The organism is Actinomadura hibisca NBRC 15177 (assembly GCF_001552635.1).
GTDB lineage: Bacteria > Actinomycetota > Actinomycetes > Streptosporangiales > Streptosporangiaceae > Spirillospora > Spirillospora hibisca.
Map to the genome: position 1 here is coordinate 108,781 of NZ_BCRO01000019.1, position 22,043 is coordinate 130,823.

16 protein-coding genes and 1 riboswitch are annotated in these 22,043 nt (G+C 73.1%); of the genes, 9 read left to right on the forward strand and 7 right to left on the reverse strand.

What is annotated here, in order from left to right:
- Nucleotides 1-46: 46 nt before the first annotated feature.
- The 7 genes from AH6_RS09475 (at nucleotide 47) to AH6_RS09505 (ending at nucleotide 12,063) form a co-directional block, all read left to right on the forward strand.
- Nucleotides 47-3,952 (forward strand): TcpE family conjugal transfer membrane protein, encoded by a 3,906-nt coding sequence (locus AH6_RS09475; RefSeq protein ID WP_067476898.1) that lies wholly within the window; start codon nucleotides 47-49, stop codon nucleotides 3,950-3,952.
- Between the two features lie 141 nt (nucleotides 3,953-4,093).
- Complete coding sequence (locus AH6_RS09480) at nucleotides 4,094-6,595, forward strand: ATP-binding protein (protein ID WP_067477295.1); 2,502 nt, start codon at nucleotides 4,094-4,096, stop codon at nucleotides 6,593-6,595.
- The gene (locus AH6_RS46550) at nucleotides 6,592-9,048 is read left to right on the forward strand and encodes a type IV secretion system protein (protein WP_067476901.1); all 2,457 of its coding nucleotides are present in this window, start codon (nucleotides 6,592-6,594) and stop codon (nucleotides 9,046-9,048) included. The genes AH6_RS09480 and AH6_RS46550 overlap by 4 nt, the downstream gene beginning before the upstream one ends.
- Complete coding sequence (locus tag AH6_RS09490) at nucleotides 9,045-9,683, forward strand: hypothetical protein (RefSeq protein ID WP_067476904.1); 639 nt, start codon at nucleotides 9,045-9,047, stop codon at nucleotides 9,681-9,683. The genes AH6_RS46550 and AH6_RS09490 overlap by 4 nt, the downstream gene beginning before the upstream one ends.
- A complete protein-coding gene (locus AH6_RS09495) occupies nucleotides 9,680-10,744 on the forward strand; it encodes a C40 family peptidase (protein ID WP_067476907.1) in 1,065 nt (354 codons plus the stop codon). Before AH6_RS09490 ends, AH6_RS09495 begins: the two co-directional genes overlap by 4 nt.
- Before the next feature lie 53 nt (nucleotides 10,745-10,797).
- Nucleotides 10,798-11,610, forward strand: coding sequence for a Mut7-C RNAse domain-containing protein (locus AH6_RS09500; RefSeq protein WP_157431366.1), 813 nt, complete (start codon nucleotides 10,798-10,800; stop codon nucleotides 11,608-11,610).
- Nucleotides 11,611-11,679: 69 nt separating this feature from the next.
- Complete coding sequence (locus AH6_RS09505) at nucleotides 11,680-12,063, forward strand: (deoxy)nucleoside triphosphate pyrophosphohydrolase (protein WP_373861767.1); 384 nt, start codon at nucleotides 11,680-11,682, stop codon at nucleotides 12,061-12,063.
- 81 nt (nucleotides 12,064-12,144) lie between these two features.
- On the opposite strand, the gene AH6_RS09510 is transcribed toward AH6_RS09505, so the two are convergent.
- Both AH6_RS09510 and AH6_RS09515 read right to left on the reverse strand, forming a co-directional pair.
- Nucleotides 12,145-12,552, reverse strand: coding sequence for a hypothetical protein (locus AH6_RS09510; protein WP_067476914.1), 408 nt, complete (start codon nucleotides 12,550-12,552; stop codon nucleotides 12,145-12,147).
- Between the two features lie 175 nt (nucleotides 12,553-12,727).
- The gene (locus AH6_RS09515; RefSeq protein WP_067476917.1) at nucleotides 12,728-13,759 is read right to left on the reverse strand and encodes a C40 family peptidase; all 1,032 of its coding nucleotides are present in this window, start codon (nucleotides 13,757-13,759) and stop codon (nucleotides 12,728-12,730) included.
- A 9-nt stretch (nucleotides 13,760-13,768) separates the two neighbouring features.
- Nucleotides 13,769-13,914: riboswitch (cyclic di-AMP (ydaO/yuaA leader) on the reverse strand.
- A 188-nt stretch (nucleotides 13,915-14,102) separates the two neighbouring features.
- Here AH6_RS09515 and typA point away from each other — a divergent pair.
- Nucleotides 14,103-15,959: a translational GTPase TypA gene (gene typA, locus AH6_RS09520; RefSeq protein WP_067476920.1), complete on the forward strand. Its 1,857-nt coding sequence runs from the start codon at nucleotides 14,103-14,105 to the stop codon at nucleotides 15,957-15,959.
- Nucleotides 15,960-16,032: 73 nt separating this feature from the next.
- On the opposite strand, the gene AH6_RS09525 is transcribed toward typA, so the two are convergent.
- A complete protein-coding gene (locus tag AH6_RS09525; protein WP_067476923.1) occupies nucleotides 16,033-16,767 on the reverse strand; it encodes a hypothetical protein in 735 nt (244 codons plus the stop codon).
- A gap of 200 nt (nucleotides 16,768-16,967) precedes the next feature.
- Nucleotides 16,968-17,438, reverse strand: coding sequence for an FHA domain-containing protein (locus AH6_RS09530; RefSeq protein ID WP_067476926.1), 471 nt, complete (start codon nucleotides 17,436-17,438; stop codon nucleotides 16,968-16,970).
- A 66-nt stretch (nucleotides 17,439-17,504) separates the two neighbouring features.
- On the opposite strand from AH6_RS09530, the gene AH6_RS09535 reads away from it, so the two are divergent.
- Complete coding sequence (locus tag AH6_RS09535; RefSeq protein ID WP_157431367.1) at nucleotides 17,505-18,278, forward strand: hypothetical protein; 774 nt, start codon at nucleotides 17,505-17,507, stop codon at nucleotides 18,276-18,278.
- On the opposite strand, the gene AH6_RS42220 is transcribed toward AH6_RS09535, so the two are convergent.
- The 3 genes from AH6_RS42220 to AH6_RS09545 all read right to left on the reverse strand — a co-directional run bounded on the left by AH6_RS42220 (nucleotide 18,182) and on the right by AH6_RS09545 (nucleotide 22,035).
- Nucleotides 18,182-18,892 (reverse strand): 4Fe-4S single cluster domain-containing protein, encoded by a 711-nt coding sequence (locus AH6_RS42220; RefSeq protein ID WP_083982502.1) that lies wholly within the window; start codon nucleotides 18,890-18,892, stop codon nucleotides 18,182-18,184. The genes AH6_RS09535 and AH6_RS42220 overlap by 97 nt on opposite strands.
- Nucleotides 18,889-20,799: an AAA family ATPase gene (locus AH6_RS09540; RefSeq protein ID WP_067476932.1), complete on the reverse strand. Its 1,911-nt coding sequence runs from the start codon at nucleotides 20,797-20,799 to the stop codon at nucleotides 18,889-18,891. The genes AH6_RS42220 and AH6_RS09540 overlap by 4 nt, the downstream gene beginning before the upstream one ends.
- A 105-nt stretch (nucleotides 20,800-20,904) precedes the next feature.
- Nucleotides 20,905-22,035 (reverse strand): response regulator receiver protein, encoded by a 1,131-nt coding sequence (locus tag AH6_RS09545; protein WP_067476935.1) that lies wholly within the window; start codon nucleotides 22,033-22,035, stop codon nucleotides 20,905-20,907.
- Nucleotides 22,036-22,043 lie beyond the last annotated feature (8 nt).

The following is a 22,043-nucleotide window of genomic DNA, read 5'->3' on the forward strand; positions in this document are numbered from 1 at the left end:
GGCCCGGCAGGCGACACTGTGCGCGCACAGGTAGGGGAGTAGGGGCGTGGATCTACCCACGTACACGAACATCTGGCGCATCGAGAAGCGGCTGTACAAGTTGTACGACCTGCGGCTTCCGATGCCTCTGCCGCTCGTCCAGATCGGCGTGTTCGCCGGCGTGTTCGTGCCGTGGATCGTGCTGCTGCGCTTTGTCGGCATCCCCTTCGAGTCGCCGTGGCACGTGTTGTACGTCGTCCCGCCGGGCGTGCTGACCTGGCTGGCCACCCGCCCGGTCATCGAGGGCAAGCGGCTGACCGAGCTGCTGCTGTCGCACAGCCGCTACCTGTCGGAGCCGCGCACCTGGTGCCGGCTGACCCCGATCCGCGAGCCGCGCGAGGTCGTGGTCGTCGCCCGCGTCTGGCGCCGCCCCCAGGCCCCGGCCCCGGTGGCGGCGGCCGAGCGCGCCGCGGTGAAGTCCCGCCGCAAGGCGCGCAAGTCCCGCAAGGCGCGCCCGCTGGTGGAAGAAGCCCCCCTCCCGCAGGAGATCGCCGCGCCGCAGCCGACCCCGGCGATGGCGTCCGCGCCGCAACCGCTGGCGGAGTACGAGGCCCAGCGCGACGCGGCCCAGGTGGCGGCTCCCGCCGAGGAACGCCCGGCCAAGCGCTCCCGCAAGCGGAGGTTCGCCAAGGCACGGGTGGAGGAGACGCCGGCCGAGCAGACGCCGGTCGCGGAGATCCCCGCCGCCCGTCCTGCCGCCGAGCCGGACGACGCGATGGCGACGGCCCAGGCGGTCCCGCCCGCCCGCGCCGCCGAACCGGCCCCGCCCGCAGAACCCCAGCGACTCCGGGCCACCGAGCCTGCACCCGCCCAGCCCCCCGCCCTGCGGGCCCAGGCGACTCCCGCCCCGGCCGAGGAGGAACCGGCGGCCGAAGAGACACCGGCCGCGCAGGCACCGTCCGAAGCGGCGGCCAATCCACGCCGTGCGGCACGGCCGTGGCGGCGTTCCAGCCGCGACATCGCGCACGAGGACGACGCGCCCGTCCCGCCGGGCCTCCCGGCCGAGACGCCCGCCGCCGACCTCGCGCACCCGCCCGCCACGCCGCGGCTCGAAGTGCCGCCGCCGCAGCAGCCCGCCGAGAAGCCGGCCGCCCCGACCGTCGGCTCGGGCAAGCGCGCGTTCGCGTCGGGCGTGCGCCGTCCCGGCGGCGCGGTGGACTTCTGGCAGGCCATCGCCCCGCCCGCGCCCACCGACCCCGCTCCGGAGGCCACCGCGTCCACACCACCCCCGGCCACCCGCCCGGACATCCCCCAGCAGAAGCCCGCCGCCGAAGCTCCGGAGCCGGAGTTCAACGGCGAGCCGGGCGACGTGCGCGTGGCGGGCAAGCGCAAGCCCAAGGCCGCGATGCCGCCGGTGCCCTTCCCCCCACCGGCCCCTCCGCCGCGCCCGGAGCGAACCGCGAGGGCACCCCAGCCCTCCAGCGGACCGGAAGAGCCACAAACTCCCGCCGCCCACTCCGAGCAGCCCACCCCGGCGCAACCACCACAGCGCCCCGACCAACCTGCACCGCAGGTCCCGGCTGCCCAGGCTGAGCAGCCCACCGCGGCGCAGCCGCCGCAGCGCCCGGACCAGTCTGCACCGGCGCAGCAGGCCCCGGCCGCTCGTGCCGAGCGGCCTGCGCCGCAGGTCCCGGCTGCGCAGGCCGAGCAGCCCACGCCGGCGCAGCCACCGCGGCACACTGAGCCGTCTGCACCGGCGGCGCGGTCTCAGCCTGCTGAGCAGCCTGCGCCGCAGGCTCCGGCCGCTCCAGCCGAGCGGCCCGTACCAGCACGGCCGCCACAGTTCGGGGAGCCGTCCGCACCGGCGCAGCGGCCCCAGCCTGCCGAATCCGAGGTCGCGCCGCAGGCTCCCGCCCAGCCGGAAGCCGAGAAGCCGGACGCCGCGCCGCAGGTTCCCGCTGCGCAGGCCGAGCGTGCCGATGCCGCCGCTACCCGGCACGACATCCCACAGGTTCCGGCCGCCACGGACCAGCAGCAGGACCGGCAGCGGTCCGGCGAGCAGACCAGGCAGGACCTGTCGCAGCGGCATGACACCACGCGTCGCGACATCCCGCAGGTGCCCGCCGCGCAGGCGGGGGAAGGCGTCCGCGGGCAGGAGGGCGCGCCCGCCGGGCCGTCCTCGCCTGTCCGGCCGCCCGCGCCCACGCGGCCCGACATCCCCACGGTGCCGGGCGCCTTCGGCGGTGCCGCAGGCAAGCGGGAGCGGCAGGAGACCGAGTGGCGTCCTGCCAAGGACCCCACGCGCAAGCCCACCGCGCCGGAGCCGGAGAAGCCCGCCGCCCAGGGACCGCAGCAACCGCAGCCGGACACGCCCGCCGCCCGGGGGCCACAGCCGCCGCGGGACAAGACCGTTGCGTTCAAGCCACAGAAGCCTGGCGCACCCGAGCCGCAGAAGCCCGCCGCCCCGAGCCCGCAGTCGCAGCCGGAGCGGCCCGCCGCCCAGGAACCGCAGCAGCCGCAACGGGAGAAGCCCGCTGCCCAAGGCCCATCGCAGCAGCCGCAGCAGCCAGCCACCCAAAGTCCGCAGCAGCCGCAACGGGACATGCCCGCTGCTCAGGGACCGCAGCCGCAGGGAGAGAAGCCCGCCGCCCAAGGTCCGCAGCAGCAGCCGGAGAAGCCCGCCGCGCCAGGGCAGCCGCAGCAGTCCCAGCAGCCGCCTCGGCCGCAGCAGCCGCCCAAGCCGTGGTCCAAGGGGTTGTCCAAGCCCGTGCAGCCCGCCGGTACCGACGCCATGGTCTGGCCGCCGGTCCCGCCGCCCCGGCACGACGCCGGCAAGCCCGGCCGGCAGCAGCGGCCCGCCGGGCCGCAGCCGGGCCGGTTCCCCACGCAGGGGCCGCCGCCCCGGCCGCCGCAGGGCACGCCCGTCAAGCCCGAGCCGCCCCGCATGGAGCCGCCGCTGCCCGTCCCGGACGAGGAGCCGCCGCCGCGCGAGGTGCGGTCCGGGCCCGCCTCCCCGGTGCGGCCGCGGCCCCTGCCGCCGCCCCCGGCCGCCCCGCCGTCCGAGCCCGCCATCACCCCGCCCGACCCCGAGCACGAGGTCACCGCGGGCGGCCTGCGCCGCCTCATCCACGCGGTCGGCGGCGGGCACGGCGAGGCCGACGCCGAGTACCAGCTCCGCCTCCAGCAGCCCTTCCAGGGCACCCGGCACATCGTCGTGCTGGGCTGCACCGGCGGCGCGGGCCAGACCGTCACGGCGCTGATGCTCGGCCACACCTTCGCCCAGCACAACGGCGAGCCGGTCGTGGCGATCGACGTCAACCCCGGGCCGGGCGCGCTGGCGCGCCGCACCCGCAGCGAGACCAACGAGACGCTGACCGGCCTGATCACCCGCGCCGACCAGGTCAACAGCCTGACCGCGATGCGCCGCTACACCTCGCAGGCCAAGTCCGGCCTGGACGTGATCGCGGCCGGGAAGAACCCGCTCCAGGCGCTGGACGACCGCGACTACGCGCTGGCGATCCGCACCATCGACCGGTTCTACTCGGTGACGCTGCTGGACGCCGCCGCCGCCGTGGTCGCGCGCGTGCTGCCCTACGCCGACCAGATCGTCCTGGTCGCGCCCGCCAGCGCGGACGCCCCCCGCGCCGTCTCGATGACGTTCGAGTGGCTGGACGGGCACGGCTACCACGAGCTGCGCTCGCGCGCGGTGACCGTCATCAACGGCGTCAGCCGCCGCAGCATGGATGATGTTGAACAAGCCGAGGCGGTGGCGCGGGGCCGTTGCCGGGCGCTGGTGCGCATCCCGTGGGACGATCACCTCAGCATGGACCGCGCGCCCCGCAACGAGCTGAAATCGTTGCGGGCGCCGACGCGGCGTGCCTATCTTGCCCTCGCCGGCGTCGTCGCCGGCGGGTTCACCGTCGTGCCCGAGCGTTACCAGGAGCTTCAGCAGGAGCAGGAGGCCACCCGATGAGCGCCCCTACCCGCCCGCCACGTGCCGGACGGAGCGCAGCCGAATGAGCGCGAGCGGACGCGCGCCGTCCGGACCGAGGACCCCCCGGCGCGGGAAGGCGGCGCGCGGCACGGCCGTGGCCGGGCGAGCGGAGGCGAGGCGATGAGCAGGGCGTCCAAGGCCCGGTCCAGCCGACTAGCCGTGCGGTACTTCGACGACCGGGTACTGCTCACCGACAACGCCGCCTGGGCGTACTTCCGGCTGCCCACGGTGTCCTACGAGTTCACCACCGGCGAGGAGCGCGAGGCGCTCGCCACCAACATCACCATCGCGCTGGCCGGCATCCGGATGACCGACGCCGAGGTGCACCTGCGCATCGCGCACCGCACCTACCCGGCCGCCGAGTGGGCGCTGGCGCTGGACCGCACCTCCGACGGCGGTCCGGGCTGGCGCGAGTACCTGGAGGAGACCTACGCCCACGTGTGGTCCAAGGACTTCTGGACCAAGGAGGTCTACCTCGGGGTGCGGCTCGGGCCGCGCGGCATGGGCGCGCAGCTGTCGGGCGGCGCGATCGCGCAGCTGCTCGGCTTCTACAAGCGCAGCGAGCAGACGCTCGGCATCGAGGACGACGCGATCGACAAGAAGGAGATCGCGCGCTGGACCGAGCAGGCCGAGCGCATCGGCCGGGCGCTGGGCGGATCGGCGCTGTACGCGCGGCACGCCACCTCCACCGAGGTCGCGTGGTTGTTCCAGCACGCGGTGACCGCGTCGCTGGCCGACCCCCCGCCGTCGGCGGTGCAGCGCCGCACCTGGGGCAAGGGCGAGATCGAGGCGCTGGTCGAGGGCGCGATCCACAACGGCCGCTCCTACCTGCGGGTCGAGCAGGCCAACTTCACCGGCGCGGGCGGCGGCGCGACCGCGCAGTCGTATGTGGCCTACCTGTCGTTCGCGCGGTTCCCGGACATGATGCCGTTCCCCGACGGCGAGCCGTGGTTCCACTACGCCGACGCGCTGCCGTTCCCGGTGGAGATCAGCTCGCGGATGAAGCTGATCCCGCCCGCCAAGGCGTCCAAGGACGTCTCGCGCAAGCTCGCGCACGCCCGCGACATGGACCAGCACATCCGTGAGGCGGGCGCGGAGGCCCCGATCGCTCTGGCCGAGCAGATCGACGCGGCGCGGATGCTGGAGCACGGCATCACCAAGGAGCGCCTGCCGTTCGTGTACGGCTGGCACCGGCTGATCGTGTCCGCGCCGACCGCCGACCTGCTGGCGCAGCGGGTGGACGCGGTCGTCGAGCACTACCGCGACATCGGCATCGACGTGGTCAACTCCACCGGCGACCAGTTCTCGCTGTTCAGCGAGTCGCTGCCCGGCGACCGCATCCGGCTGAACGCCTACGCGCAGCGGCAGCCGCTGCGCACCATCGCGGGCGGCATGCCGGTGGCGACGGTCGACCTCGGCGACCGGCCCGACGAGAACGACGAGGGCTGGATCGGCCCCTACATCGGCGAGACGCTGGGCCGGGCGCGCTCCATCGTGCACTTCGACCCGCTGGTCGCCGCCGCCCGCAACCGCCCGACCGCCGTCGCCATCACCGGCGAGCCCGGCGGCGGCAAGACCACGCTGGCGCTGCTGCTGATCTACCAGATGGCGCTGCGCGGGGTGACGATCGCGGCGATCGACCCCAAGGGCGACGCCGAGTCGCTGGTGGAGCTGCTGAAGGCGCGCGGCCGCAAGGCCCGCATCCTGCCGCTGGGCTCGGCCGCGCCGGGCCTGCTCGACCCGTTCTCCTTCGGCGACGACCTGGCCGCCAAGAAGACGATGGCCACCGAGACGTTGCGGCTGCTGCTGCCGCGCATGTCGGAGGAGCGCGAGTCGGCGATGGTCCAGGCGGTCGGCGCGGTCGCCAACGCCGAGCGCCCCTCGCTCGGCAAGGTCGTGGACTACCTGGAGGCCGCCGAGGACCCCGCGTCCAAGAACCTGGGCGCGGTGTTGCGGTCGATGTCGGAGATGCGGCTGGCCCGGCTCTGCTTCGACCCCTCCGGCGGCGAGCGCATCGACTCGGCGGGCTGGACCACGGTGTTCACCCTCGGCGGCCTGACGCTGCCGGACGTGGCGATCGGCCGCGAGGACTACTCCTACGAGCAGCGCCTGTCGGTCGCGCTGATGTACCTGGTGTCGCAGTTCGCGCGGCGCCTGATGCACGGCCTGGACCGGCGCATGCCCAAGGCGATCTTCCTGGACGAGGCGTGGGCCATCACCTCGACGCCCGAGGGCGCCAAGCTGGTGCCGGAGGTGTCGCGGATGGGGCGCTCGCGCAACACCGCGCTGATCCTGGTGTCGCAGAACGCGGGCGACCTGCTGAACGAGCAGGTGACCAACTGCCTGTCGTCGGTGTTCTCCTTCCGCTCCTCCGAGCGGGTCGAGGTCGGCAACGTGATGTCCCTGCTGGGGGTGGAGACGTCCGACGAGCACAAGGCCGTGCTGCGCAACCTGGGCAACGGCGAGTGCGTGTTCCGCGACCTGGACGGCCGGGCCGGCCGGATCGGCGTGGACCTGATCTCCGAGGAGCTCCGGCGCTGGCTGGACACCAACCCGACGCGGTCCCGTCCCGGGACCGAGCAAGTGCCGGCGGGGGTCGACGTCAAGGAGGTTCGGTCATGAGGGGTCCCCGCCACCGAGCACCGCGTGTCCAACGTTCTCCGGGCGAAGGTCTGGACCCGGCGCGGCTGCGCCGGGACGCCCGCCGGGCGCGCCGGACCGCCAGGCCACGCCGCCGCCGTTCGGCGGTGCTGCTGATCCTGATATCGCTGTTCCTGCTCAGTCCGGTGTCGCCCGCGGTCGCCTCGATCCCGCTGCCGAGCCCCGGCGACGCCTGCCGCCCCGCCGACAGCCCCGCACCTGAGCAGTACGGCTCGGGCACCGACGGCCTCATCAAGCCGCCCGACTACCCCAGCGAGAAGCTGCGCACCACCCCGGTCGAGAAGCTCACCTACTACGACCGCTACGGCACCGCCGGCCAGAACTGGTACGCGGTCGACATGGGCTGCGCCGACGCGATGGCCATGATGGGCAACGCCCTGGCCAACACGACCTTCACCCTGGTCCGCACCATCGACCGCACCACCATCAGCGTCTACCAGGCCGCCGCCTCCGAGTCGCTGCTCGGCTGGTTGAAGAGCACCGTGGACGGTGTCATCAGCGGCATCGGCAAGACCTTCAACGCCCGCTACTGGTCGTGGGTGGTCATCCTCGGCGCGATGTGGCTGGCCTGGTGGGGTCTGGTGCGCAAGCGGGCCAGCAAGGTCACCGAGGGCGTGATCTGGATGGTCGCGGCGATGGTGGCGCTGATCTGGCTGATCGCGCGGCCCGCCGACTTCACCACGCTGGGCACCAAGGTGTCGGAGGCGACCAGCGCCGCGTTCAACGCCGCGCTGCCGCAGAGCGACACCAAGGGCAGCACCTGCGTCCCGGCCCCCGAGGGCAGGCCGAACCCCGCCGCCGCCACCGACGTGGACGCCACCACCCGCAACGCCAACGGCCTGTGGGTGGCGCTGGTGTGCAAGCCGTGGCTGATGGGCGAGTTCGGCACCACCGACCCCAACGCCAAGGTCGTCAAGGACAACGCCGACAAGCTGCTGTGGTCGCAGGCGGTCGACCTGCCCGAGACGCACGGCGGCGCGAAGGTCGACCTCGCCAAGAAGGCCGACGCCTACAAGGACGTCACCAAGAACATCAAGGAGGAGCATCCCGGCGTCTACGCCACCTTCCAGGGCAAGAACTGGACCAACCGCCTGGCGGTGGCCTTCGGCGGGCTGTTCGCGGCGCTGGTCGCCGGCCTGCTGATCATGGTGATCGCGATCGCGCTGATCGTGGTGAAGATCGCGTTCCTGCTGCTGCTGGTGGCCGGACCGATCTTCCTGGGCATCGGCATCCATCCGGGCATCGGCCGGGTGATCGCGGTGCGCTGGCTGGAGTTGCTGTTGTCGATGTTGCTCAAGCAGGCCGCGCTGATCGGGGTGTTGTCCCTGCTGTTGTGGGCCTACGGGCTCATCCTCGGCGAGGCGCTGCCCTGGGCGCTGCAGATCCTGCTGATCGCGCTGGTGACGTTCGCGGCGTTCATCTACCGCAAGCCGTTCCAGCACCTGTTCTCAGCGGTCGGCTACTCGGCGGTCGGCGCGCGCGAGAAGGGCGAGCGCCAACTCGACAAGTCGGTGATGGAGGCGCGCAAGAGCACCACGGCGGTCGGCGCGGCGGTCGTGCCGGGCGCGGCGGGCTACCGGCTCGGCATGCGCGGCAAGGGCGACCCGAACGCCGACCAGAACGCGGCGGCGCTGACCGACGCGTCGGTCGGTGCGGGCGCGGACCGGCGGGGCGGTGGGGCCGCCGGAGCGGGCGAGTCGCCGTCGCCGGACGCGGCGCCGGTGCTGGCGGCCAAGCCGCGCAACGCGGGCGCCGCGGCGGCGCAGGGCCGTTCGCGGCGCGGCGCTCCTCCGCTGAACCTGCCCTCGCGCGCCGGTGCGGTCAGCGACGGCAACGGCGCCGCGCCCGCCCGCCCAAGCGGTGGCAGTGGCGGTGGCCTGGCGGGCGCCGCTGCGGCCGGAACGGGCGGCGGCGGACGTGACGGCGGCGGATCGAGCGGCGGCGCGACGTCCGGCGGCGGGACCTCGCGTCCCACGTCCTGGACCGGCCGCGGCGTCACCGGCGGCGGTGGAGCCTCCGGCGGTGCATCCGGTGGCGCGTCCGGAGGCGGCGCGTCCGGTGGTGCGTCGGGCGGTGCCGCCGGTGGCGGCGGCTGGTTGTCCGGCAGCCGTGGACGCAGCCGCGCAGGCGGCGGCTCCAGCGGTGGCTCGGCCCCCGCGCGCGGCAAGAACGGCGGAGCCGCGCCCAAGAGCAAGCCCGCCGACCCCGCCTCCAACGTTCCCAAGCCCCGCACCGGCGGTGGCGGCGCGTCCGGTGGCAACGGCGGGGCGTCCGCCGCCCCCGCGCCAGGCGGTGGGCAGGCCCCGCCGCCCCTGTGGGGCAAGCGCGGCTCCGAAGAGGCCGCCCCGCCCATCCCGTTCTGGTTGCGGCCGGTGGACCGGCCCTCGGGTGAGCAGGGGCGCGACGAGCAATGAACCCGACCGACCGCCAGCGCAAGCTCCTGTTCGGCGGGTTGGTGGTGGCGCTGACCGCCGTCGGGGTCTACCTGACGGCGGCGGCGCCCGGCGACGAGCCGGCGCGCTCCACCACCCGGGGGCCGTCGGCGGCGCCGATCCCGAGCAGCGGCCCCGCCTCCCCGCCGCCGGGCATCGCCACCGCCGTCGACCCCAAGGCCTTCGACATCTACCGGTTGTTGCCGTTCAGCAACCAGGAGTTCGCCACGGCCGCCGACATCGCGCAGCGCTTCACCGCCGCCTACGGCACCTTCCGCTTCGACGAGCCTCCCCAGACCTACATGGCCCGGCTGAACGGCCTGGTCACCGACGAGCTGCGCACCGAGCTCGAACGCGGCGCGTCCGCCCCCGGCATGCTGGAGGAGCGCCGCCAGCAGCAGGCTGCCGCGACCGGCTCGGCCACCCTCGACCGGGTCCGCACCATCGAGGACAACTCGATCATCTTCCTGGTCACCGGCAAGCAGCAGCTCACCAAGGGCGGCAAGCAGAGCGACGCCAGCGAGAAGTACGCGGTCACGGTCGCGCGCAACGGCGGCTCGCTGCGCGTGTACGCCTTCGAGCCCGCCGACGCCGGGCAGGCCGGTGACGTCGAATGACCCGCCGCAGGCTGCTGGCCGCCGTCGCGCTCGGCGCGGCCGCGGTTCTGTTCGGCGCCCTGCTGATCGTCCCGGTGCTGTTCGGCGCGAGCCAGTTCATGTGGGGCGGCGGCGCCAACGGCGACAACTGCGTCGACACCTCCAAGGCGGGCAGCCAGCCCGGCGAGGCCGCCGACGCCCGCGCCATCCCCGCCAACTACCTGGAGCTGTACAAGAAGGCGGGCAAGGACTACGGCGTCCCGTGGAACGTGCTGGCGGGCATCGGCAAGGTCGAGACCGGCCACGGCACCTCCAAGCTGCCCGGCGTCGCCAACGGCGAGAACTACGCCGGAGCGGGCGGCCCCATGCAGTTCCTGGAGGCCACGTTCAAGGCGTTCGCCGTGGACGGCAACAACGACAAGAAGAAGGACCGCTACGACCCCGCCGACGCCATCCCCTCCGCCGCCCGCTACATCAAGCACAACGGCGCCCCGGAGCGGATGCGCACCGCGCTGTTCATGTACAACCACTCCTGGGACTACGTGAACCTCGTCCTGGAGTGGGCGGGCAAGTACAGCGGCGGTGACTTCAAGGTCGTGCAGTCCAACGGCGTCAAGTGCGAGGACAACGACCTGCCCGCCAACGCCGGGGGCGCGGTGCAGCGCATCATCGCGTTCGCGATGGCGCAGCGCGGCAAGCCCTACGTGTTCGGCGCCAACGGCCCCGACGCCTGGGACTGCTCCAGCCTCCTCCAGGCCGCCTACCGGTCGGTCGGGCTCGGCATCCCGCGCACCACCTTCGAGCAGTGGCCGTTCGGCATCAAGATCAAGAAGGGCGAGGAGCGCCCCGGCGACCTGGTGTTCTTCAACTCCGGCCCCGGAACCGCTTCCAACAACCCCGGCCATGTCGGCATGGTGATCGCCGACAACAAGATGATCGTGGCGCGGTGCACCGCCTGCCGCCCGGCGATCACCGTGACCCCCTACAAGCGCGGCGACTGGATCGGCGCGACCCGCCCGCTCGCCCACCCCTCCCTGAAGAAGAAGTTGTCGGAGCTGGCCCTGGACCAGCCGGGCGGCTGACGCCCCGGGAAAACCAGCGGTGATCGCCTGGCGGCGCGTGGCATGCTGGCGGCGTGGACGATCCCGACATACACCTTGACGTCGCCGCCGACCTGCTGCTGTTCCTGCCCGCCTCCCGGCGGCGCGCCGAGCAGCGGGTGGCCACCGACGGGACCTCGACGCTGGGGCACCTGATCGAGTCGCTGGGCGTCCCGCTGCCCGAGGTCGGCCCGCTGACGGTGGACGGCGCGCCCGCCGACCCGTCGCACCAGCCCGTCCCGGGCCAGCGGGTCACGGTGGCGGCGGTGCCGCGCCCGCAGCCGGTGCCGCTGGAGCCCGGCCAGCGCGCGCCGCGCTTCCTGCTGGACGTGCACCTGGGCACGCTGGCGCGGCGGATGCGGCTGCTGGGCCTGGACACCGCCTACCACAACGACATGGACGACCCCGCGCTGGTCGTGCAGGCCAACGCCGAGCGCCGGGTGCTGCTCACCCAGGACCGCGGCCTGCTGCGCCGCCGCGCGTTGTGGCTGGGCGCGCACGTGCGCAGCTCCCGGCCCGACGACCAGCTGCGCGACCTGCTGGAGCGGTTCGCGCCCGAGCTGAGCCCCTGGACGCGCTGCACCGCCTGCAACGGCGAGCTGGTCGCCGCCGCCAAGGACGAGGTCGAGGACGCCCTGGCCGACGGCACCCGCCGCAGCTACGACGTGTACGGCAAGTGCTCCGACTGCGGCCAGGTCTACTGGCGCGGCGCGCACGGCGACCACCTTGCGGAGATCGTCGACGCGGCCGTCCGGACCGTCGCCGAGGCCCGCGCCGCCGCTCCGAACGGAACCGCGGGCCCCTCCGAAGGCGTCTCATCCGGAACCGGGGCGTCCGGAACGGGGTGAGAACGGCCCGACGGCCACCCTCCGCACGGTCGCCCGGCATCATGGACGGGGAGAGAGGGGCTGGTTGTCATCACCGTAGTGGTAGGAGCGGCGATCATCTCGGACGGGCGGCTGCTGGCCGCGCAGCGGGCCGAGCCGCCGGAGCTGGCCGGCGGCTGGGAGTTCCCCGGCGGCAAGGTCGATCCGGGCGAGGACGACGAGGACGCGCTGGTCCGCGAGTGCCACGAGGAGCTGGGCGTCAAGATCGCGCTCGGCGAGCGCGTCGGCGGCGACTGGCCGCTGGTGCTGGGCGGCAGCGTGCTGCGCGTGTGGACGGCCGAGCTGGTCGACGGGCGCCCGCAGGCGCTGGAACATCTGGAGCTGCGCTGGTTGTCGGCGGAGGAGCTCTACGACGTCGACTGGCTGCCCGGTGACCTGCCGATCGTCGAGGCGATCATCCCGTACCTGCGCTGACCCGCCGGCCCCGCGGGGGAGCGGCGCGCACCGGGCCCGGTCGCGAGCGGACCGGCCCGGTGGACGCCCGTACGCGTGCGGTCAGCGGCGCGCCAGCAGGACGGTGAACGCCTCCTGCTTGGTGAGCCCCTTCTTGAGCTGGGTCTTCAGCGCCTGCTGCTGCGGGATCGGCAGCTGGCCGAGGATCGCCTGCAGCTTGGTGGCGATCTCCTGGAGCTGGGCGGGCGTCAGCTTCATGACGTCGTTGGCCAGCAGCGTCAGGCCGCCGATGTAGTCGCCGCCCAGGATCTGCTGGACGTCGGCCTGGATGTTGGCCGGGAAGCAGCTCAGCACCAGCTGGATGAGCTGCTCCTGGCCCGGCACCTCGGCGGCGGCCTTGACGCGGGGCTTGGGCGCGGTGGCGGCCTGCGCGGGGGCGACCAGGCCGGCGACCGGCAGCAGGGCGACGGCGGCGGTGGCCGTGAGCAGGGCGGGCTTGCGGATCTTCACCGGGACTCCTTGGGACGGGGGAGGGAAGTGAACGCCGGGGAAGCCGTGGCGACGTTCGAGACCTGCGCCGGGAGAGTACTGATCTCCCGGCCGCGCGGTCCGCGAACTGTCCATGACCGGCCACGACCACCACGGATCGTAGGGTTTCCGGACGAACCCCCGCTAGAGGTGAAGATCAGGAGATGCGGTTGGCCCCCGCGTAGTCGGAGCGGTCCGCCAGCTTGGAGATCTTCACCACATCGCCGGTCTGCGGCGCGTGCAGGTACTTGCCGTCGCTCAGGTAGATGCCCATGTGGTGCAGGTTGCCGCCGAAGTACACGAGGTCGCCCGAGCGCAGGTCGCCCTTGTCGACCTTGCTGCCCAGCTCGTACAGGTCGCCGGTGTAGTGCGGCAGGCCCTTCTTGCCCAGCTCGCCGTAGGCCCACACGACCAGGCCCGAGCAGTCGAAGGTGGTCGGGCCCGCGGCCGCCCACACGTACGGGCTGCCGATCTTGGTCAGCGCCTTGCGCGCCATCTTGGCGGGCAGGTCCGAGCCCTTCACCGTCGCCTTGAGGCCGGTCTTGGGGTCCTTGACGTTGGTGGTGGTCAGCTTGTCGAGCTGCTTCATCACCTCGCCGACCTTGGCCTTGGCCGCCGCGCGCGCCTTCAGTGCCTGGTCGGTGGCCTGCTGGACCTGCGCGGCCCGCCGCCTCGCCTCCTGGGAGGCCTTGTTCGCCTGGTCGATCTGCCCCTGGAGGCGGTTCACGACCGCGGACTGGTTCTGCGCCAGGTAGGCCGAGTCCGACAGCCCGTCGGCCGAGCCGTTGGCGAGGAACAACGAGTCGGGCCCGCCGTTCATGTAGTTGGCCGCGGCCAGCCGGCCGATCTGCTCGCGCGCCGGGCCTGCCTGCTGCTCCAGGTCGGCGGCGGCCTTGGCGGCCTGCTTCTCGGCGGCGCGGGCCTTGCCGAGCTCCACCCGCGTCTTGTTGTACGCCTCGGTGAGCTTCTCCGCCTCGGTGTTGAGGGCGTCCAGCTGCTTGCGCAGCTCGCTCTCGCTGGGCTTGGGCGTCGCGGCCATGACCGGTCGCGCGGCCGGGCGGCCGGGCTGGGCGGCGGCGTGCGCGACGGCGGGGACGGCGAGGCCGGTCCCCAGCAGCAGGACGGCGGTCACCCGGACGGGGACGCGGGCGGGCAGGGGGGATCGACGTCGTCGGGGTTCCGGGACCAAGCCGGGGCTCTCCTCTTCCTTCGCCGCCTACCGGGTTAGCTGACGGGTTCGGGCCAGGAGACGCCCTACGGCTCACGATGTGAGCCGATTCACCCCAGGGGGTCACGGATGCGGGTCCCCGGCTCCCCGCGCGGGGGATTAGGCGGTCCGGGCGCAGCCCCGGGGGCGGGGCTCGGCACGACCGGACGTTCAGGAGAGTACAAAGGAAGTTCAAAGATGGCCAAATGCTGATATTTGGGGCAGTTGGCGCGGCAGAGGCGGCGGGGCCGGGCGGCGGGCCAAGTAGAATGGTGTATGCCGCACGTCTGCGACACACCCAAACTCTCACGCAAGGCGAACCCGTATGCCCTTCTCCACGCGCGATGACCTCCGCAACGTCGCCATCGTCGCCCATGTCGACCACGGCAAGACCACGCTGGTCGACGCCATGCTCTGGCAGTCCGGTGCCTTCCGTGAGAACCAGGACGTCAACGACCGCGTCATGGACTCCAACGACCTGGAGCGCGAGAAGGGCATCACGATCCTCGCGAAGAACACCGCGGTCCTGCACAACGGGATGACGATCAACATCATCGACACCCCCGGCCACGCCGACTTCGGCGGCGAGGTCGAGCGCGGGCTGTCGATGGTGGACGGCGTCGTGCTGCTGGTGGACGCCTCCGAGGGCCCGCTGCCGCAGACCCGCTTCGTGCTGCGCAAGGCCCTGGAGGCCAAGCTCCCGGTGATCCTGGTCGTCAACAAGACCGACCGGCCCGACGCGCGCATCGACGAGGTCGTCGACGAGACCTACGAGCTGTTCATGGACCTCGACGCCGCCGAGGACCAGATCGAGTTCCCGATCGTCTACGCCTCCGGCCGCGCCGGCCGCGCCTCGCTCACCAAGCCCGGCGACGGCGAGCTGCCGGACTCCGAGGACCTGGAGCCGCTGTTCCAGGTGATCACCGACACGATCCCGGCGCCGTCCTACGACCCGAGCGCGCCGCTCCAGGCGCACGTCACCAACCTGGACGCCTCCAACTTCCTCGGCCGCATCGCGCTGTGCCGGGTGCACGCGGGCGTCATCAAGAAGGGCCAGCAGGTCGCCTGGATCCAGGGCGACGGCACGGTCAGCCGGGTCAAGATCACCGAGCTGCTGATGACCGAGGCGCTGGAGCGCAAGCCCGCCGAGCAGGCCGGCCCCGGCGACATCATCGCGATCGCCGGCATCCCCGACATCATGATCGGCGACACCATCGCCGACCCCGAGGACGCCCGCGCGCTGCCCGTCATCACCGTGGACGAGCCCGCCATCTCGATGACCGTCGGCACCAACACCAGCCCGATGGCCGGCCGCGAGAAGGGCACCAAGGTCACCGCCCGCATGGTCAAGGACCGCCTGGACCGCGAGCTGGTCGGCAACGTGTCCATCCGCGTGCTGCCCACCGAGCGCCCCGACGCCTGGGAGGTGCAGGGCCGCGGCGAGCTGGCGCTCGCCATCCTGGTGGAGAACATGCGCCGCGAGGGCTACGAGCTCACCGTCGGCAAGCCGCAGGTGGTCGCCCGCGAGATCGACGGCAAGAAGCACGAGCCGGTCGAGCGCCTGACCGTCGACATCCCCGAGGAGCACCTCGGCGCGGTCACCCAGCTCATGGCGGTCCGCAAGGGTCGCATGGAGCAGATGACCAACCACGGCACCGGCTGGATCCGGATGGAGTTCCTGGTCCCGGCGCGCGGCCTGATCGGCTTCCGCACCGAGTTCATGACCGAGACCCGCGGCACCGGCATGGCCCACCACGTGTTCGAGTCCTACGAGCCGTGGTTCGGCGACCTGCGCACCCGCCCGTCCGGCTCGCTGGTCTCCGACCGCTCCGGCGCGGCCACCGCCTACGCCATCACCAACCTGCAGGAGCGCGGCACCTTCTTCGTGGGGCCGACCACCGAGGTGTACGAGGGCATGATCGTCGGCGAGAACTCGCGCGCCGACGACATGGACGTCAACATCACCAAGGAGAAGCAGAAGACCAACATGCGCGCCTCCACGTCGGAGACGACCGAGACGCTCACCCCGCCGCGGATCCTCACGCTGGAGGAGAGCCTGGAGTTCATCCGCGACGACGAGTGCGTCGAGGTGACCCCGGCCTCGGTCCGCATCCGCAAGATCGTGCTGGACGCCAAGGAGCGCGAGCGCACCCGCGCCCGCGCCAAGCGCGCGGCCAGCTAGCCGGACGCGCGAAAGGGGCGGCCCCGGGGTTCAGCACGAACCCCGGGGCCGCCCCCTTTTCACGCGGAGACGGTCAGCGCACGTCCACCAGCGTCGTCTTCACGGGGTAGTCCACCAGGTGCTTCTTGTCGCCGTAGTAGGCGTAGATGAAGTAGGTGTCCTTGTAGACCCGGAAGCGCACCTTGAAGTTGCCCTTGGCGTCGGTCTTGGGCCGCTTGTACCAGTACCAGGTCTTCGCGCCCTTGACGATGCCCTCGATGGAGACGACCTGGCCCTTGAACGGCCGGTAGGTCGCGCCGGGCTTCTCCTTCAGCGTGCCGCTGAAGGTCACGTAGGAGCCCTTGCGGATCTTGGTCGGGGTGACCTTCCAGCCGAACACGCGCGCGTTGACGCGGTGGTCGCGCACGGTCGCGCTGACCGAGGCGGCGTACTTGGGACCGCCGAGGAAGCGGAACCGGTAGTACCCGTGCGGGTAGTAGATCGACTTGAACGTCGCGCCGAACGAGCCGTCGGCCTTGGTCACCGGCCACTTCTCCCCCTTGAACAGGTGGAGGCGGCGCCAGTTCTTGCCCTGGTCGTCGGCGGTCTCGACGATGATCTGACGACCCTCGCCGACCGTGCGGCCGGACGAGGTGAGCTTGCCCGCGACCGTCAGCCGACCGTCGGTGGCGGAGGCCACCGAGACGCCGGTGACGGCGGTGGGCGCCGGCGCGGCGGCGCGGACGGCCGGAGCGGCGTGGGCGGCCGTCGCGGGGGCGACGGAGAGGAGCGCGGCCGTGGCGACGGACGCACTGAGGAATCTGCGCATCAAAGCTTCTTTCGAGGGAGGGCCACGTGATCCGTGGTGATCAGAAGACGTGCGTCATGACCTGCGCGTTGACCCGAAGTTGATCACAGATGCGCAACGGCTGGAGCGGTCCATCGCGGGCCGGGGCCGCCCATGCGACGGCGGCCCGGAGAACGTGTCTCCGGGCCGCCGGTCGGACGTGCGGCGCTAGTTGAGCTGCACTAGTTGAGCTGCACCGTGCCGGTCACGTCGGCGGCCAGCCGGAGCTGGTCGCCGTCGCGCAGCGGGGCCTCCACACCGCGCGGCAGGCGCTCGCCGTTGACGAACGTGCCGTTGGTGGAGCCCTCGTCGCGCACCCACGCGGTTCCCGACGGGTCGAGCCAGACCGTCGAGTGCCGCCGGGACACGTTGTCGTACTGGGTGAACGTCGCCGCCACGGGGGACTGGCCCGCGTCGCGGCCCAGCACCAGGTGCTGGCCGACCGACACCTTCAGCTCGCCGGTCGGGAAGTGCATCCGCAGGACGGGCGTGCCCTTCTGCGGCAGCGGCCGCAGGCACGACTCGCACTGCGCAGCGCTCGGGTTGCTCAGCACCGCCTCGCAGTAGGGGCACATGAACGCGGTCTCGCCGCCCCGCTGCTGGCCGTGCTCGGGCGGCAGCAGCGTGGCCTCGCGACCGTGCTGCGGGGGCATCGGCGGGCCGGACTGGTGGGGGGCCTGCGGGTGCCCGTGCTGCGGCGGGGGAGCGCCCCACGGGTCGTGCTGGGGTTGGCCGTGCTGCGGTTGGCCGTGTTGGGGTTGGCCGTGCTGCGGCTGCCCGTGTTGGGGCTGCCCGTGTTGGGGCTGGCCGTGCTGCGGCGGCGGTGCGCCCCAGGGGTCCTGAGGGGGTTGCTGCGGCTGGCCCCAGGGGTCACCGGGCGGCGGCTGGTGCTGCGGACCCGGCTGCCCGTGCTGCGGCTGCCCGTGCTGCGGCTGGCCGTGCTGAGGCTGGCCATGTTGGGGTTGCCCGTGTTGCTGCGGCGGTTGGCCGTGCTGCGGCGGCGGTGCGCCCCAGGGGTCCTGGGGCGGCTGCTGCGGTGCACCCCACGGGTCCTGCTGGGGCTGCCCGTGCTGGGGTTGCCCGTGCTGCTGCTGCGGCGGCTGGCCGTGTTGGGGCTGGCCGTGCTGCTGCGGTGGTGCGCCCCAAGGGTCCTGAGGGGGTTGCTGCGGCTGCTGCGGTGCGCCCCAGGGGTCGCCGGGCGGCGGCTGGTGCTGCGGTCCGGGCTGCCCGTGTTGCGGCTGGCCCGGCGCAGGCGGCGGTGGAATCCGTGGCGGCTGCTGGTCCTCGTAACCACCCGGACGGCGCGCTCCGCCGCCGCCCGCGCGCGCCAGGTTGGCGCCGCAGCTCAGGCAGAGCAGATCGCCCGGCTGGAACGGTTCGTCACAGACAGGACAGTTCAAGGTCGCCATGACACATCCCCCGCGCGCACCCCGGCGCGTTCGAGCGTCGTCGTGAGGTGCTCCATGTCACCCCTCCGCGGGATTCCGATGTAGTACACCCGCCTTCCCTCCGGCCCCTCGTCCACGGACACCTGCATGCGGGGCCCTGCTGCTTGCTCGGTCTTCCCGGCCGGTGTCGCGTACCGGTCCCGTCCCAGCGGGGACAGGGGCACGACGCGCTGGTTGGCCGACCCTTTCCAGAGTAGAGAGCCACTCCGGGCGTGTCGCCCTTCCGGGTTGAGCCGTTCGACGTACGGCCCCGCGATCACGGCGTCGCACATGTCCAGGATCTCGCGTGCCTCGGTCGAACGCGAGAGCCGAGAGTAGACATATCCGCTGTAGACGAGAATGTCCAACGGTACGGCATCGTCCGGTCTGCTCTCCCGCCACGCGCGGATCCCGCGTACGAGGGCGTGCAGCGCCTCCGGCTGCTGGAACGGCTCGCCGCCGGAGATCGTGACGCCGTCCACCGGCCCCGGCAGCGACTCCAGCCACCCCAGCACCGCCTCCACCGGCACGGCCTTGCCGGGATCGGCCGCCCAGGTGTCGCGTGACAGGCAGCCGTTGCAGTGCAGCGTGCAGCCCTGCGTCCAGATTCCGGCGCGGACGCCGGGGCCGAGGGCGGTCACCGGGTAGTGCGCCTTGGCCAGCAGCAGTTCGGCGGTCACTGGAGGTCCACGTGCACGATGGAGCCCTCGCGGCGGATGCCGGTGACTGTCAGGCGCTCGTCGGGCGCCAGTTCGCGGTCGAACAGCGCGCGCGCCAGCGGGTTGACGAACGCCGCCTCCAGCGCCATGCCGATGCCGCGCCCGCCCTTGTCGAGCTCGCCGGTGCACCACTCGCGCAACGTCTGGAGCGCCTCGCCCTTGACGGTCAGGAGCAGCCGGTGCTCCTCGGCGACCCGGCGGCAGATGTTGGCGAACTGGAGGTCGAAGATCTTGTCGGCGGCCGCGGGGCCGATGAAGTCGAACACCACGACGTTGTCGCCGAACCGGTTGAGCAGCTCGGGCCGGTTCAGCACCTGGGTGAAGTGCTCGGCGACCGCGCTCTTGATGCGGTGCTCGACCTCGTCGTAGTCCATGCCGGGGTGGATGTTCTGGACGCGCACGCCGTGCGCCGCGCCCTCGCCGCGCACCGTGATGTCGGGCAGCGCGCCGAACATGCCCAGGTTGGAGGTGAAGATCAGGATGGCCTCGGAGAAGTGCACGGTGTTGCCGCGCCCGTCGGTGAGCCGCCCGTCCTCCAGGATCTGCAGGAACTTGTCCAGGATGCGCGGGTGCGCCTTCTCGATCTCGTCGAACAGGATCACCCGGAACGGGTCCTCGCGCACCGCGTTGGTCAGCTCGCCGCCCGCCTCGTGCCCCACGTACCCCGGCGGCGACCCGATCAGCCGGTCGCCCGAGCCCTCGCCGGAGAACTCGCTCATGTCGAAGCGCAGGTAGGCCGACTCGTCGCCGAACACCAGCTCGGTGATCGACTTGGCCAGCTCGGTCTTGCCGGTGCCGGTGGGCCCGGCGAAGAACAACACCCCGCGCGGCCGGCTGCCCGACCGGGTCGCCTGCGCGCCCGACAGGCCGAGCACCGCGCGCTTGAGGATGTCCAGGGTCTTGGTGACCGCCTGCGGCTGCCCGATGACGCGCTCGGGCACCCGCTTCTCGCCCTCCAGCACGCGCCGCCGCAGGTGGCCGCGGCTCCACGGATTGTCCAGCACGCCGAGCTTGTAGGTGCGCACCGCGTCGGGCAGGTCGGCCAGCGAGACGTTGCGCTCCTTGGCCAGCCGGGTCACCTCGATCATCGACTGGAGGGTGAGGCCGTCGGCCTGCTCGGCGAACGCGTCACAGGCCGCCGCGGCGACCTGGTCGGCGTCCACGTCCGAGACCCCGAACGCGCGCGCCAGCAGCCGCGCGGTCTCCTGCCGGTCGCCCAGGTGCGGGCGCGGGATGGTGATCTCGCGCACGTTCTCGTTGTCGGCGGTCAACCACGGCGGCAGGTCGCCGGGGCGCTCCACCATCCACAGGATCGGGTTGTACAGCGGCTTGGGCCGCGCGCCGACCACCCGCACCGGCCGCGCGGTGCGCGACAGCTTGGCGCAGAACCGGAAGAAGTCGCGCTCGCCGGGCTCCATCTCGGTGGGGGTGCGGGCGATCCGCGACGCCGACTCGATGACGACCGCGGCGCGCAGGTCCTCGCCCGGCCGCGCCACCGCCGCCAGGTGCTTGGTGACGCCCTCCAGCGACGGCTTGTCGCCCTTGAGCTTGCCCAGCAGCCGCTCGGCCGCCTCGGCGGCCTGGTCGCCGATCTCGTCCCCAGCCTCGGGATGCACCTGGAGGCCGTCCACCGGGTCGTACACCAGCATGAACGAGAAGCCGCTGGAGCGCAGCGACTCCCACAGCAGGTCGCGCAGCGGCAGCAGCCGCGCCGGGCCCGCGCCCTCCAGCGGCGGCGCGAGGAAACTGTCGTACAGGTTCCCCGACAGCACGTACTGGGAGTGCACCGACAACGTCGCGTCCAGCTCCCGCATGAACGGAGGCCAGCCCTGCAACCGCCCCCCCAACGTCGGCGACTCAGTACTCATGGCCTCGCCTCCGCTCGGCGGCTCCGGCCGCTCTGCGCACCGTCTTCCCTCGTCGCAGGCTCCTCGGTCCAGACGATGCACGGCCTGTCGCGCTCATTGCCTCTCTCACTGTCCTCGCTCGCGGTGGCGTTCGCGCCGCCCGGTCCGCGCTCCAGTCTGCCGTGCCTCGGCGGAAACCGGCAGTTCGTGCACTCCGGGCTCCAGCCGCCAGGTGACCTCGGAGCGGACACCGGCCCGCGCGAGCCGGTCGCGGGCGGCGTCGAACGCATCGCACCACTCCCGCTCGCGCTCGACGTCCACGCGCCGGTCGTCCTCGCTGGTCGCCTCGGTGGTGCGGACCACGGCCGCGCGGACCTGGCGGGCGTCGTCCACCCGCATCCGGACGCTGTGGTCGGGCCAGTTCCCCTTGCTGAGCAGCAGCGTGCCGTCGTCGGCGGTCACCGTCTCGAAACCGGCCGACACCTCGTAGCCGAGGTCCTCGAACGCGGTGGTGATGGAGTCGAGCACGTAGCGGCGCTCGGCTTCGGCCTGCTCGGCGGCCTCCTGCGCGGCGGCGCGGCGGCGCGCGGCCTCGCGGAGCTGCTCGGTGCGGCGGTTGGCGTCCTGGATGCGCAGCCGGACCTCGGTGAGCGCGCTCTCGGCGTCGTCGGCGGTGGCGGCGTCGGCCAGCAGCCGGGCGGCGTCGGCGACGGCGCGGCGCTCGGCCTCGGGGGTGTCGGGCAGCAGTCGCGCCAGGACGCGTTCCAGGGCCGCGGTGTGCTCGGCGGTGCCGCGGTCGGCGTCCTGCGGCGACGGTGCGAGGTCGGCGCTCAACCCCTCGGCGGGCACGGCGAAGATCTGCGCGGTGACCTCGGCGGCCAGGTGCGCCGACAGTTCGCGCTCGGCCTCGTCCAGTTGCTTGTCCACGGCCGCGCACCAGGCGGTCAGCTCCGCGACAGGTTGCTCGGCCGGGACGAACGGCGCGGGCAGCTCCACTCGCGCGCCGATCTTGGCGCGGGTGTCGGCGAGCGCGGCGATGCGGGCGTTGCGGTCCAGCACCTCGCGCAGCGCCCGGTCATAGGTCTCGGCCTCGGCCAGCGCCGCCGCCCGCGCCTCGGCACGTCCGGCCGCCAGCGCCGCCAGGGCCTCGGCGCCGTGCCCGGCCAGTCCGGCGGTGCGGCCCAGCACCCGGTTCATGCCCAGGCTGAGCACCACCGCCGCGTCCAGGGCGATGTCGGCCTCGACTCCGCTGCTCATTCGGTCCC